The organism is Saccharomonospora cyanea NA-134, from assembly GCF_000244975.1.
Classification (GTDB): domain Bacteria; phylum Actinomycetota; class Actinomycetes; order Mycobacteriales; family Pseudonocardiaceae; genus Saccharomonospora; species Saccharomonospora cyanea.
Window position 1 is genome coordinate 947255 of record NZ_CM001440.1, and the last position, 12672, is coordinate 959926.

Consider the following 12672-nt stretch of genomic DNA (forward strand, 5'->3'; position numbering starts at 1 on the left):
GCTGTCCGGACGGGCCGATCACGCCCGCCCGGACAGCCACGCCGGGTGGTCCGACCACGCCGCCAGCTCCCGCCGACTCTCGAAGCGGCGACGTTCTCCCGTGACCGGGTCGTCGAACTCCAGCGCTCTGGCGAGGAGCTGGAGCGGCCGGGTGAAGTCGTCGGGGGCGGTTTCACGGACCTCGGGATAGAAGGTGTCGCCGAGGATCGGCACACCCAGGCTCGTCATGTGCACTCGGAGCTGGTGGGTGCGGCCGGTGGTGGGCAGCAGCCGGTACCGGCCGAGACCGTCGGCGTGGTCGAGCAGTTCCACGTGCGTCTCGGCGTTGGGTGGTCCCGGCACCTCCTTGGCGGTGAGCACGCCACGCTTCTTGACGATGTGGCTGCGCACCGTGCGCGGCAGCTCCAGACTCGGGTCGTACGGCGCGACCGCCTCGTACTCCTTGCGCACCAGCCGTCGCTGGAAGAGCTGCTGGTACGGCGCGCGCAGCTCTCGCCGGGTCACGAACAGCAGCAGGCCTGCGGTGACGCGGTCGAGCCGGTGCACCGGAGCGAGATCCCGGAATCCGAGGGCGTGGCGCAGGCGCACCAGCGCCGTCTGCCGCACGTGACCGCCGCGCGGGGTGGTGGCGAGGAAGTGCGGTTTGTCGGCCACGACGATGTCGTCGTCGGAGTACACGACCTCGATCTCGAACGGAACCGGCACCTCGTCGGGCAGCTCACGGTGGAACCAGACGAGCGTGTTCGGCAGGAACTTCGCGTCCGGTGCGATCGGCCCGTCGAGTGTGACGAAACGCTCCTGCCGGAGCATCTCGTCGATGCGTTCGGGCGGCAGTCGGTTCAGTTTGCGCACCAGGTAGTCGCGCACCGTCTCCCACGGCCCCTGCGCGGGAAGCCGGATGCGGGCGGCGTCGAGCCCGTCGCGCTGCGGCAGGGGAGAAGGCGGTCTGCGCGCACGTCTCATGGCCCGCACTGTAGCCGGGTGCCGCCCCGACACCCTCGTGCCCACAGGTCACGGGCACGGACCGCGGCGTCTCGTCGGGACGGCAGCTGGCTGCTCTCAGCGTCGGTTCATCCAGTGGTACTGCATGCGCACCTCGGCGGGCGACAGCGCCCGGTCGAAGAACATGAGACCGTCGAACCGGCAGTCACACGGATTGCGCTCCGCGTTGTTCTGGGGGAAGCTCCCTCCGATCTTGATACCGCGCGGTGCGGCGTCCGACGTCCGGTCGGGCTCCGGGGCACCCTCGGTGTCCCACGGGTCGTCGTCGCGGGTGTAGAACCCCGGCAGCGGACGTCCGTTGCGGTAGAGTGCCATCGTCCCGTCGTCGAAGTCGAACGTCGCGGTCAGGAACACCCACTCGTTCCGGGGCAGCAGACTCCGCCAGTCCTGCGACGCGGCGAACGTCTGCGACTCCCCGCCGTCGACCCGGCGGCCCAGAGCGACGAGCCGCAGCTCGCCGTCCACCTGGATGAGCTCCAGGAGGGCCCGGACCCCGTGGCCGTCCGAGTCCCCCGAGAGCACACCGGCCAGGCCCACGGCGTTGTAGCGGTCGCCCTCCTCGGGCGTCGTCGAGTTCGGGGCAGGGAGGTCTCCGGTCACCTTCACCCAGCCCGAGACCGTGGCTTCGGTGGCCCCGCTGAAGGCGCGGAGGCTCTCGACACCGTCCGCGTCGAACACCCCGGCCTTCCAGTCGTCGTTGCCCGCCTCGGTGGGGGAGACCTGCCGGGTCTGGAGAGAGCGGCGGCTACCCGGGTGCGCGCCGTCGCGGACCCGCATGTCGGCACCACCGTTGACCAGTTCCAACGTCGTGCCCGAGCGACCGAGGTCGACCTCCGTCGCGGCGTCGCCGGGCGTCGGGTGCTCGAAGTCGTAGTGAGCCACGAGCGCCGTTCGCAGTGGAGGGAACACGGCTTCCGAGCCGGGACCGCCACCGGGAACCGCCTGAGCGATTCCCGGCAGGACGGAGGCGGCGCCCAACGCGACGGTCAGCGCGAGCGCGCCGCGCTTGGGGGTTCTCACGGCCTCCTCCACTGTGCCCCGGTCACCTTCCAGACCGTGCCGTTGGCCTTCGAGAGGATGTAGAGCTCCCCCTCGGCATCCGTGCCGAACCGCAGGTCCACCCGCTCGTCACCGGCCAGGTCCTGCATCGTCAGCACGTCACCGTCGGTGTCGTAGATGCGCATCGAGTAGAGCGTGGCGAGGTCCGTGTGGTCCTTCACGCCCCGGCGCATCTGGTGCGCGTCCGTGTAGAACAGCCGGCCGTCGACGCCGTCACCGAACAGGTACTTGCCCCGCAGCAGCCGCACGTCGTCACCGCGGTAGACGAAGCCGCCGATCACCGCACGGCCCACGTCGCTGCAGTAGCCCGCCGGCGCGTCGTGGTCGTACGCCGCGACGGGGTAGGTGTAGCCGTGGCGACGGTCGTCCGGCGGCAACGGGTAGACCGCGCACCCCTCGGAGTCCCACTTGTAGACGAACGGCCCCTCGCGGTCGCTCCAGCCGAAGTTGTCGCCCCTGCGCACCTCGTAGATCGACTCGACCTGGTGCTGCCCGATGCTGCCCAGGTACATCTTGCCGGTGCGGGTGTCCCAGCTGAACCGGTGTGGGTCGCGCAGGCCGTAGGCGTAGATCTCGCCCAACGCGTCGTCGCGGCCGACGAACGGGTTCGATCTCGGGATGCCGTACTCGCCGTTCGCGCTGCCCTCGCCCAGCGGGTCGATGCGCAGGATCTTGCCCGCCGGCACGGAGAGGTCCTGTGGGACGTCGCTGTAGACGCCCGCGCCGCCGTCGCCCGCGGCGATGTAGAGCAGCCCGTAGTCCGGGTCGCCGGGCTCGGCGGTGGGGTTGAAGTCGATCTGCTGGATCGCGTGGATGAACGTGGGGAAGGACAGGCGCAGGATCTCGCGTTGGGTGCCGCTGAACGTGTTGGCGGACGGGTCGTCGGCCGTCCACTCGGTGACGACGCTCTGCACCACGGATTCGTGCCGGTTCGGCAGGTCCGGCTCCTCGTCGGTCAGTGCGTCACGGGCTTCGGTGTGGACGGTGTAGACCTTGCCGTTTTCCTCGAAGTCCGGGTGGAACGTGATGAAGCCAGCCCCGCTGCCCATGCCCCGGCTCGCCCAGAACTCCGGGGCGAACTCGGCCTTGAGGTCGAGGTACTCGTGGATCTCTCCGTCGTCGATCACGTACATCGGACCGTTGAGGTCGGGCACGTAGAACCGGCCGGAGCCGTCGGGGATCTCGCCGAGGTAGTTGATCCGGGCCCAGCGCTGGATGCGCGGATCGGTCGGGGGAACCTCCGGCTCCGACTCCGGGAGGGTGAACAGCTTCTCGACCGTGATGCCCAGGCCGGAGACCTTCGCGTCGGGCAGGGGGTCGGCGATCGGTTCGTCGGTCTGCGCGCTCGCCTGTGGCAGGAGGACTGCCGTGAGAAGGGCGGCCGCAGAGGTGGCGGTCAGGGTTCGTCGTCCGAGCTTCGGCATTCGCTCACCTCGCTGTGATGGCGGTGTGAAAGCGCTTTCACGCGTGCACGACTGCACAGAGTACCGGTGTGATCGCGGACAGGGCAAGATCCGGAGAAGTCCGGAACAGGCCGTGTCCGCGGTTCTTGTACGCGTGTTTGCAGTCCGTGTCGGTGTGTCCGTCGTTCATGAACCGGCACGGCGGGCCGCGTCGGGCCCTGTGCCCGGGTTCGGCGGCGGAAGCGGCTGTTCGCTGCGGTGACGTGCGAGAAGTGCGGACACGCGTGCGCAGCCCGCGGACACGGCGTCAGGGGGACGGCGGGCGTTGTTCCGCCAGGTCGAGGACCCGGCGGGCCGTGTCGTGGTCGGTGACGAGCGTGGTCACGGTACCCGAGCGCAGGACGGCGTCGACGGCCTCGGCCTTGGGGATGGTGTAGCCGAGGGCGATCACCTCCGGAACTCGCCGGAGTTCTTCGTGGCTGATGGCCAGGACGTGGTGCGAGAGTCCGGTGTCGAGCGCGTTGCCGTCGGCGTCGAACAGGCGCGCCGCCACCTCCGCCGTCGCGCCCCGGCGGGTGATGGAGTCGCGCTCGGCCTGTGACAGTGCGTCGTACACAGTGGACTCACCTTCGCGCCACGCGCCGATGCTCACCACTGCCTTGGTGAGGTCGCGATAGCGGCGGAACGTCTCGACGATGCCCGGTTGCCTGCGCAGGATGTCGGTGGTGCGCCGGTCGGGCAGTACGAGCGGCGCGTAGATGGGGTACGCCTCGCCGCCTGACACACCCGCGAGCCGGGACACCGTCTCCACCGACCGGTCGCGCCGGTCCATTCCCGCCTGCACCCCGCACAGTTGGACGATCGGGCAGCGTGGCAGCGTGCGGATGTGCTCGGTCATGACGTTCACCGAACGCGCCCAGGACAGGCCGATGACGTCGTCGACGGTGGCGATGTCCGACAGCAACCGCGCGGCGAGCGCGCCGATGCGCTGGCGGAGTTCTGGGCGCGACTCGGCTTTCTCCGCTCGTTCGAGTACGAAGGCGTTGCGGAGCCCGTACGCGGCACGCAGTTCTTCGGACAGCCCGACCTCGACGGGTTCCGGCAGTGAGAACTCGATCCTTACGAGGCCTGTTTCCAGGGCTTTGTCGAGGAGTCGGGCGACCTTGAACCGGCTCATGCCCATGTCCTTCGCGATGTCCAGTTTCGATTCGCCCCGGACGTAGAAGCGGTGGGCGATGGTTGCGGTCTCGACGGTGTCGAGTAACGACCAGGAACGGTTCCGTGCGCTCACATGAGCACTATAGCGGCGGTTTTCGTCCCGATGTTGACGAGAATGGCTGCGGGATCGTTCAATGCCTGCACATCTGAGACAAGACGTGGCTTCACATGCTCGTATGAGCGCGAGAAAGGTGGGCTTGTATGCGTGCCGCTGTCGTGGACCAACCCGGAACCATCAGGGTCGGGGACGTGCCGGACCCGAAGCCCGGGCCACGGGACGTGGTGGTGAAGGTGGGTGCGTGCGGCATCTGCGGCACCGACGTGCACATCGCCGACGGCCACTTCCCGCCGACGCCCTATCCCATCGTGCCGGGGCACGAGTTCGCGGGCGAGATCGTGGAGCTGGGCCCGGACGTGCCCGGCGGTTGGGCGGTCGGCGACCGGGTGGCCGTCGACCCCTCGCTGTTCTGCGGCCACTGCGGCCCCTGCCGGGCCGGACACGGCAACCTCTGCGCCAACTGGGGAGCCACGGGCGACACCGTCGACGGGGCGTTCGCCGAGTACGTCGCCGTGCCCGCGGCCACCTGCTACCGCATGCCCGACGACATGACCTACGCGCAGGGCGCCCTCGTGGAGCCGGTCTCCTGCGCCGTCCACGGCGTCCGGCGGATCGGTGTGGAGGCGGGGGAGCGGTTCCTCGTCATGGGCGCGGGCACGATGGGCCTGATCATGCAGCAACTGCTGCAGCGTGCGGGCGCCCACGTCACCGTGGTCGACCGCAACACGGACCGGCTGCTGAGGGCGAAGTCCCTGGGCGCCGCCGCCGTCGCGGGCGACGCGGCGGAGCTGGACGGCGAGACGTTCGACGCGGCGGTGGACTGCACCGGCGTGGTCCCCGCGATCGAGGCGGCGTTCGACAGGCTGCGCAGGGGTGGGCGGCTGCTGGTGTTCGGGGTCGCGCCGGAGGCGGACCGCGTGTCGCTGTCACCGTTCCGCATCTACAACGACGAGATCACCGTCGTGGGATCGATGGCGGTGCTGCACAGCTACGGTGCGGCGCTCGATCTCGTCGCGAGCGGCGCCGTCGACACCGACGCTCTGGTGACGCACTCGTTGCCGCTGGAGCGGTTCGCCGACGCGCTCGATCTCATGCGCGGCGGTACGGGACTGAAGATCCAGGTCGTTCCGGGAGGAGAGTGAGCGATGCTGCGAGCACCGGGCGGACGTCGACGGCGCCGCGTGCCCCTGCTCCTGCTGGCCGTGCTGCTCACCGTCACCGGGTGCGCGGGGGCGGGCGCGCTCGGGGCCGGCGGGCGGTCTCTCGTCATCGCCATCGTGGCCAACCCGCAGATGAACGACGCCATCGCGTTGTCCGACCGCTTCGAGCGCGAACACGGTGTCGAGCTGAAGTTCGTGTCGCTGCCGGAGAACCAGGCGAGGGCGAAGATCACGGCGTCGACCGCCACACAGGGCGGCGAGTTCGACATCGTGATGATCAGTAACTACGAGACGCCGCAGTGGGCGGCCAACGGCTGGCTCACCGACCTGGGCCCGTACCTGGAGGCGAACCCGGACTACGACGCCGACGACTTCATTCCCAGCATCCGCGACTCGCTGTCGTACGAGGGATCGATGTACGCGGTGCCGTTCTACGGCGAGTCGTCGTTCCTCGCCTACCGCAAGGACCTCTTCGCCGCCGCCGGGCTCACGATGCCGGAGCGCCCGACGTGGGAGCAGATCGCCGAGTTCGCCGCGGTGCTGGACGACGACGAGGCGGGCATCGCCGGGATCTGCCTGCGTGGCAAGCCCGGGTGGGGCGAGAGCCTCGCACCGCTCACCACGGTGGTGAACACCTTCGGCGGGCGGTGGTTCGACGAGAACTGGAACGCGCAACTGACGTCGCCGGAGTTCCGTGCGGCTACGCAGTTCTACGTCGACCTGGTGCGGGAGCACGGTGAGGTGGGCGCGTCCAGCGCGGGGTTCTCCGAGTGCGGGACGCGGTACACGCAGGGGCAGGCGGCGATGTGGTACGACGCGACGGTCATGGCGGGCACCAACGAGGACCCGGCCAGCAGCAAGGTCGTCGGCAAGTCCGGCTACGCTCCCGCTCCGGTCGCCGACACGGAGGCGAGCGGCTGGCTCTACACGTGGGCGCTGGCGATTCCGGCGAGCACGGAGAACGCCGACCTCGCCTGGGAGTTCCTGAGCTGGATGACCGACAAGGACTACGTGCGCCTGGTCGGTGAGGAGCTCGGGTGGAACCGTGTGCCACCGGGATGCCGTCAGTCGACGTACGACATTCCCGAGTACCGGCAGGCCGCGAGCGCCTACGCCGACGCGACGCTCGACGGTATCCGCCACGCCAACCAGGACGACACCATGACGCGTCCCGTGCCCTACGACGGCATCCAGTTCGTCGGCATCCCGGAGTTCCAGGACCTGGGCACCAGGGTGAGTCAGCAGATCTCCGCCGCCATCGCCGGGCAGCAGACCGTCGACGAGGCGTTGCGGCAGTCCCAGTCCTATGCCGAGACCGTCGGCGAGTCGTACCGGGAGACCCGATGACGACGACACTGGCAGAGAAGACCACCACCCCGCCGCCGACACCGGGACGGCCACGGCGCAGGGAGAACCCGTGGAAGCGCCGGGCGCCGCTGCTGCCCGCGCTCGTGTTCACCATCGCGGTGACGCAGGTGCCGTTCCTGCTGACCGTGATCTACTCGTTCCAGTCGTGGAACCTGGTGCGGCCGGGCTCGCAGCACTTCGTGGGGTTCGACAACTACGTCGACGTGCTGACCGACAGCCAGTTCCGGGGCGCGATGCTCAACACGCTGCTGCTGACGGTGGTGTGCGTGTTCGTGTCGATGTTGCTGGGCCTCGGTCTGGCCCTGCTGCTCGACAGGGCGTTCCCGGGCAGGGCGATAGTACGGACGCTGATCATCACGCCGTTCCTCATCCTTCCCGCGGCGGGCGCGCTGCTGTGGAAGACCACGATGTTCGACCCGACGTACGGGCTGGTGAACTTCGTGTTCGGCGCGGAGGTCGACTGGCTGTCGGAGTTCCCGTTGGCGTCGGTGATGGCGCAGATCGTGTGGCAGTGGACGCCGTTCATGACGCTGCTGATCCTCGCCGGTCTCCAGGCACAGTCGAAGGAGGTGCTGGAGGCGGCGCAGATGGACGGCGCGGGACGGTGGCGCACCTTCGCTTCGGTGACGCTGCCGCAGCTCGCCAGATACCTGCAACTGGCGGCGTTGCTCGGTGCGATCTACATCGTCAACTCGTTCGACGCGATCTACCTCATGACCCAGGGTGGCCCCGGCACGGCGAGCACCAACCTGCCGTTCTACATCTACCAACGGGCCTTCGAGGGCTTCGACATCGGCCAGTCGTCGGCGATGGGTGTCATCGTGGTGGTGCTGACCCTGGTGGTCGCCACGTTCGCCCTGCGCCTGATGTTCCGGTCGTTCGACGTGAGCGGAGGCGTGAAGTGAAGCTTTCTCGCGCGTCGCTGACCGCGTTCACGTGGCTGGTGGCGATCCTGTTCGTGTTCCCCGTGGTGTGGATGGTGGTGACGGCGTTCAAGCGGGAGGCCGACGCCTACACCGACCCGCCGTCGGTGGTGTTCACGCCGACCTGGGAACAGTTCGCCGGGGTCGTCGAGCGCGGCTTCCTGCCGTATCTCGCCAACTCGGCGTTCGTGACGGTGCTCTCGACGGTGTTCGTGCTCCTGCTCGGCATTCCCGCCGCGTACGCGCTGTCGCTCGCGCCGATCAAGCGAACCGAGAACGTGCTCGGGTTCTTCCTGTCGACGAAGATGCTGCCGATCGTGGCCGCGATCATTCCGCTCTACGTCATCTCGCAGAACGTGCGGTTGCTCGACCACGTGTGGGCGCTCGTCATCCTCTACACCGCGATGAACCTGCCGCTGGCGGTGTGGATGATGCGGTCGTTCCTGCTGGAGGTGCCCAAGGAGATGATCGAGGCGGCGAGGATCGACGGGGCCTCGTTGCCGACGTTGCTGCGCCGCGTGGTGCTCCCCGTGGTGGCGCCCGGCATCGCGGCGACGGCACTGATCTGCGTGATCTTCGCGTGGACGGAGTTCTTCTACGCGATCAACCTCACGGCCGCCCGCGCGGGCACGGTGCCGGTGTTCCTGTCGGGCTTCATCACGAGTGAGGGCCTGTACTGGGCGCAGCTGTCCGCCGCCGCGCTGCTCGCCTCCCTGCCGGTGATGATCATCGGTTGGATCGCGCAGAAGCACCTGGTCCGGGGCCTGTCGATGGGCGCGGTGAAGTAGGAGCGAAGGTGCGGAACCTCGGCCGACCTCGGTGTGGAGGGTTGATCGCGCCGAGGTCCGGGAATCCGGTGGGCGTCGCCGTGGTCGCGTCGAGCAACGGGAGGTGAGCGGCCGTGCGCGGAATCGTCGTGGTGGTACTCGCGCTCACGGCCGTGGGCCTCGCCGGATGCTCCGAGGATGGCGGGCCGGAAGGGCCGTCCCCGGATCGCCCGCCCGCGACCACACCCGAGCAGCCGGCTCCCGAAGCCCCGGAGGGTGCCGAGGTGACACTGCGCGGCACCGTCACGCGCGGGGTGGAGCCGAACTGCCTGGTGCTGGCGACCGGCGGGCGGGAGTACCTGCTGCTGGAGGCCGGGCCCGACGTGCGGCCGGGTGTGGAGATCGCCGTGCGTGGCACGTTGCGGCCCGAAATGGCCACCACCTGTATGCAGGGGACGCCGCTCGTCGTCGATGACGCCGACCTCGTCGAAGGAGGCTCAACGTGACTCGGCACCAGCTCCGCAGGAGGGCCGCACCGCCGGAGGAGCCCGTCCACCCGCTCGCACCGGAGGACAACACCGGCCCGTGGCAGGGCATGCGTCCGCCGTACGCCAACCCGTCCGCGGTGCCCCAGGGACAGCGTGAGGTTTCGTCGACGTCCCCGGTTCCCTACCGGGACGTCCTGGCAGGGCTTCCGGCGGCGATCGTGTTCCTCGCCGGCGTGTGGCTCGTCGTGTGTTCCTGGCTGATCGACCAGCCCTCCACGGTCCTCGGCGTCGGCTCCGCCGTGCCGGACATCGTGGCCGGTGTGTTGCTCGCCGTGTTCGGTGGCGCGAAGGCGGTGTCGCCGTTTCGGGCGGCGTGGGCGGGCTGGGCCGCGCTGGTCGTGGGTGCCTTGCTGATCATCGCGCCGTTCGCGCTCGACTACCGTGGCGGTGAGGCCGGTGCGGCCATGACCAACGACGTCGTCGTGGGCGCCGTGGTGATGGCGCTGTCGGTCGCCGCGCTCGTGCTCGGCGCGCGATGGGGCAGCCGGGCCAGGGCCACCGAGCAGGAGTCCGCATGACGGAGGCGTGGCCGGCCGGGGACGCGCGGGACGCGGTACTGGCGTGCTTCGACGGCTCCGAAGGCGGCCGCCGGGCCGTGTGGTGGGCCGCGGGGGAGGCCGCCGCCCGGCAACGTCCACTGGTGATCGTGTGGTCGCTGGAATGGGACCCGCCGCGTACCCGGGGGGAGGTGGCGGCGGAGAACCTCGAAGCCCGGGACGTCATCGAGAGCACCCGGCAGGAGCTGGCCCGGGTCGCCGAGGACTGCCGGTCGCTGTACCCGCGACTGACGGTGCTGACGGCCATGCCCGACGGCGCACCGGAGGTCACGGTGACGCAGCTGGCGGACGAGGTCGGGCCTGCCATGGTGGTCGCGGGCGCGTCCGGCCGCGGCGCGCTGTCGCGGATGCTGCTCGGGTCCACGGTGGCCTACTTCGCCAGGTTCCTGCCGCAACCGCTCGTGGTGGTGCGGGGCGAACCCGCGCCGCCGGAGGCACCCGTGGTGGTCGGCGTGGACGGTTCGGGTACGAGTGCCAGGGCCATCGAGTTCGCGCTGGCCTTCGCCGAACGGCACGGCGTCGCGGTGCGGGCCGTGCACTCGTGGACGGACTGGCCGCTGGACGTCTACGCCACCGCGCCACCCGCGCAGGCCGGGCTCTACCACGTCGACGACTCCGTCCAGCAAGCGGCGAGGGAGGAGGTCGAGCAGGCCGCGGGCAGGCACCCGGACGTGGCGGTGGCGTGGGAGTCCGTCACCGACCGGCCCACGCACGCGTTGCTCGAACGTGGAGAGGGCGCACGACTTCTGGTGGTCGGCAGCCACGGCCGGGGACCGGTGACGAGGGCGTTGCTGGGTTCGGTGAGCCACGCCGTGCTGTACCACGCGCCCTGCCCCGTCGCGGTGCTGCGCAGCAGGGTGGAGGACGACGAGTCCGTCGACGCGCACTGAGCAACGGGGATTCGAGGAGGGGTCGGGATCATGGCTGCCACACCGGATCTGTACGTGAAGGAAGTCCGGACGTCGCTGCGCAACAACTCGGGGGCCTTCGGCTACTCGGTGATGATCACCTGTTCGCTGGCCATGCTGTCGGCACAGCACTCGTCACCGAACCCGCTGCAGATCATGCTGTTCGCCCTCGGCGCGGTCCTCAGTTTCCTCGTCGTGGAGGCGGTCGCCACGAACGTGTTCCGCCGCTCGCTCGGTGGCGAGGAGAAGACGAAGGTGGTCGCGCTGGGAAGCTCCATCGGGGTGCTGTCGGTGGGTGTGGCCCTGGGCGCGACGGCCGCGGCGGGTGCCTGGTTGCCCGTCACGGCGGCGTGGCTTGTCGGTTCGTTCGCGGCTTCCACCACCTACCTGCTGCTCAACGCCGTGGAGATGGCCATCGCTCGCCGCGTGGAGGAGACGCGACGCCTGGCGTGAACCGCCATCAGCGCTGGCCGCGCTCGGAGCCACCGGCGTCGCCGGCTCTCGACCCGGTGTCGGGCCCGGTTCCGGTTCCGGTTTCCGGCTCGGTCTGTTCCTCCGTTCTCTCCCGTGCCGCGTGGTGTTCGGCCACGGCGAGCACCACGCCCCGGACCGCCGCCACGACGGGCACCGCGAACAGCGCACCGGCGATGCCCCCTTCCGCGCCCCCGATCACCAGCGCCACGAGCACCACGGCGGGGTGCAGGTTGCTGAAGCTGCCCTGCAGGAGAGGGTGCAGCACCTGACCTTCGAGCTGCTGCACCGCCAGTACCACGCCGAGGATGATGAGCGCCGCCACCAGACCGTTGCTGACGAGCGTCACGGCCACGGCGAGGAAGCCCGACACCACGGCACCGACGTACGGGATGAAGCCGCCGATGAACGTCAGTGCCGCGAGCGGTACGGCGAGTGGCACCCCCACCACCGCGAGACCGATGCCGATGCCGAGCGCGTCGATGAGGGCGACGAGTGCCGTCACACGCACGTACAGCACGACGCCGCGGTAGGCGCGGCGCCCGGCGTCGTCCACGACGACGCGGGTGCTGGGCCGCCACGGCAGCAGCGTCGCCGCCCACAGCCGTGGCCCCGCGTAGAGGAACATGATGAACAACACCACGGCGATCACGAGGCCCACCAGGAACGTCCCCACGGTGCTGAACGCCGTGAGCGCCTGGGTGAGCACCTGGCCCTGGTTGCCGCCGAGCCACTCCTGCACCCGGCCCAGCAGTTCACCGCTGCGGGGGAAGGGACCCTGCGCCAACCAGGACTCGACTCGTTCGATGCTCTCCAGTACCCGCAGGCGCAGCTCGTCGTAGGAGTCGATGATCGAGAACACCACGAAGGTGACGAGACCTCCCACGACGACGAGCCCCAGCACGAGCGCGGCGAGCACGGCGAGGGAGCGTGGCCAGCGGCGCTTGGTGAGCCATCCGACGACGGGCTCCAGCATCGCCGTCAGCAGCAACGCCGTGAACAGTGGGATGAGGACGTAACTCAGGTGCTTGGTGACGTTTCGCAACGCCCAGAGCGCCGCGAACAGCACGAGAAGCTGGGCGGCGACGACGGCCGCGCGGCGGAGCGTGCCGGAGGTGAACCTCACGGCGGGCTCGGACATGGCACCTCCAGCGACGCCACCGGTGAGCTCGTTGACCTTCGGGCCGGGTAACCGCTGCCGGGGAGATCAAAACCAGTGCCCAACCGAGT

General features: G+C 69.7%; 13 protein-coding genes. 8 read left to right on the forward strand and 5 right to left on the reverse strand.

Features of this window, described 5'->3' with window-relative positions:
* Positions 1–18: 18 nt before the first annotated feature.
* The 4 genes from SACCYDRAFT_RS04645 to SACCYDRAFT_RS04660 form a co-directional block, all read right to left on the reverse strand.
* Positions 19–963 carry a pseudouridine synthase gene (locus SACCYDRAFT_RS04645; RefSeq protein WP_005454040.1) on the reverse strand — a complete coding sequence of 315 codons (945 nt, stop codon included), beginning with the start codon at positions 961–963 and terminating at the stop codon, positions 19–21.
* A gap of 96 nt (positions 964–1059) precedes the next feature.
* Complete coding sequence (locus SACCYDRAFT_RS04650; protein WP_005454042.1) at positions 1060–2022, reverse strand: LamG-like jellyroll fold domain-containing protein; 963 nt, start codon at positions 2020–2022, stop codon at positions 1060–1062.
* Positions 2019–3485 carry a PQQ-dependent sugar dehydrogenase gene (locus tag SACCYDRAFT_RS04655; RefSeq protein WP_005454044.1) on the reverse strand — a complete coding sequence of 489 codons (1467 nt, stop codon included), beginning with the start codon at positions 3483–3485 and terminating at the stop codon, positions 2019–2021. The genes SACCYDRAFT_RS04650 and SACCYDRAFT_RS04655 overlap by 4 nt, the downstream gene beginning before the upstream one ends.
* 286 nt (positions 3486–3771) lie before the next feature.
* Positions 3772–4755 carry a sugar-binding transcriptional regulator gene (locus tag SACCYDRAFT_RS04660; protein ID WP_005454050.1) on the reverse strand — a complete coding sequence of 328 codons (984 nt, stop codon included), beginning with the start codon at positions 4753–4755 and terminating at the stop codon, positions 3772–3774.
* 128 nt (positions 4756–4883) lie between these two features.
* Between SACCYDRAFT_RS04660 and SACCYDRAFT_RS04665 the strand changes: the two genes are divergently transcribed.
* The 8 genes from SACCYDRAFT_RS04665 to SACCYDRAFT_RS04700 all read left to right on the forward strand — a co-directional run bounded on the left by SACCYDRAFT_RS04665 (position 4884) and on the right by SACCYDRAFT_RS04700 (position 11424).
* Positions 4884–5882, forward strand: coding sequence for a zinc-dependent alcohol dehydrogenase family protein (locus tag SACCYDRAFT_RS04665; RefSeq protein WP_005454052.1), 999 nt, complete (start codon positions 4884–4886; stop codon positions 5880–5882).
* A 3-nt stretch (positions 5883–5885) separates the two neighbouring features.
* Positions 5886–7247: an ABC transporter substrate-binding protein gene (locus SACCYDRAFT_RS04670; protein WP_005454054.1), complete on the forward strand. Its 1362-nt coding sequence runs from the start codon at positions 5886–5888 to the stop codon at positions 7245–7247.
* Positions 7244–8173 (forward strand): carbohydrate ABC transporter permease, encoded by a 930-nt coding sequence (locus SACCYDRAFT_RS04675; protein WP_005454056.1) that lies wholly within the window; start codon positions 7244–7246, stop codon positions 8171–8173. Before SACCYDRAFT_RS04670 ends, SACCYDRAFT_RS04675 begins: the two co-directional genes overlap by 4 nt.
* Positions 8170–8979, forward strand: coding sequence for a carbohydrate ABC transporter permease (locus SACCYDRAFT_RS04680; protein ID WP_005454060.1), 810 nt, complete (start codon positions 8170–8172; stop codon positions 8977–8979). The genes SACCYDRAFT_RS04675 and SACCYDRAFT_RS04680 overlap by 4 nt, the downstream gene beginning before the upstream one ends.
* A gap of 113 nt (positions 8980–9092) precedes the next feature.
* Positions 9093–9464, forward strand: coding sequence for a hypothetical protein (locus tag SACCYDRAFT_RS04685; protein WP_005454062.1), 372 nt, complete (start codon positions 9093–9095; stop codon positions 9462–9464).
* Positions 9461–10024, forward strand: a complete 564-nt coding sequence (locus SACCYDRAFT_RS04690; protein ID WP_005454064.1) for an SPW repeat domain-containing protein — start codon at positions 9461–9463, stop codon at positions 10022–10024. Before SACCYDRAFT_RS04685 ends, SACCYDRAFT_RS04690 begins: the two co-directional genes overlap by 4 nt.
* A complete protein-coding gene (locus SACCYDRAFT_RS04695) occupies positions 10021–10953 on the forward strand; it encodes a universal stress protein (protein ID WP_005454065.1) in 933 nt (310 codons plus the stop codon). The genes SACCYDRAFT_RS04690 and SACCYDRAFT_RS04695 overlap by 4 nt, the downstream gene beginning before the upstream one ends.
* A gap of 30 nt (positions 10954–10983) precedes the next feature.
* On the forward strand, positions 10984–11424 hold the full coding sequence (locus SACCYDRAFT_RS04700; RefSeq protein ID WP_005454067.1) for a hypothetical protein: 441 nt from the start codon (positions 10984–10986) through the stop codon (positions 11422–11424).
* A gap of 7 nt (positions 11425–11431) precedes the next feature.
* Here SACCYDRAFT_RS04700 and SACCYDRAFT_RS04705 read toward each other — a convergent pair whose 3' ends face one another.
* A complete protein-coding gene (locus SACCYDRAFT_RS04705; RefSeq protein ID WP_005454069.1) occupies positions 11432–12583 on the reverse strand; it encodes an AI-2E family transporter in 1152 nt (383 codons plus the stop codon).
* Positions 12584–12672: the final 89 nt, after the last annotated feature.

Bases quoted from the DNA above. Each gene is read 5' to 3' on its own strand.
- SACCYDRAFT_RS04645 (WP_005454040.1), bottom strand. From the start codon at position 963: ATGAGACGTGCGCGCAGACCGCCTTCTCCCCTGCCGCAGCGCGACGGG.
- SACCYDRAFT_RS04655 (WP_005454044.1), bottom strand. From the start codon at position 3,485: ATGCCGAAGCTCGGACGACGAACCCTGACCGCCACCTCTGCGGCCGCC.
- SACCYDRAFT_RS04665 (WP_005454052.1), top strand. From the start codon at position 4,884: ATGCGTGCCGCTGTCGTGGACCAACCCGGAACCATCAGGGTCGGGGAC.
- SACCYDRAFT_RS04670 (WP_005454054.1), top strand. From the start codon at position 5,886: ATGCTGCGAGCACCGGGCGGACGTCGACGGCGCCGCGTGCCCCTGCTC.
- SACCYDRAFT_RS04675 (WP_005454056.1), top strand. From the start codon at position 7,244: ATGACGACGACACTGGCAGAGAAGACCACCACCCCGCCGCCGACACCG.
- SACCYDRAFT_RS04695 (WP_005454065.1), top strand. From the start codon at position 10,021: ATGACGGAGGCGTGGCCGGCCGGGGACGCGCGGGACGCGGTACTGGCG.
- SACCYDRAFT_RS04700 (WP_005454067.1), top strand. From the start codon at position 10,984: ATGGCTGCCACACCGGATCTGTACGTGAAGGAAGTCCGGACGTCGCTG.
- SACCYDRAFT_RS04705 (WP_005454069.1), bottom strand. From the start codon at position 12,583: ATGTCCGAGCCCGCCGTGAGGTTCACCTCCGGCACGCTCCGCCGCGCG.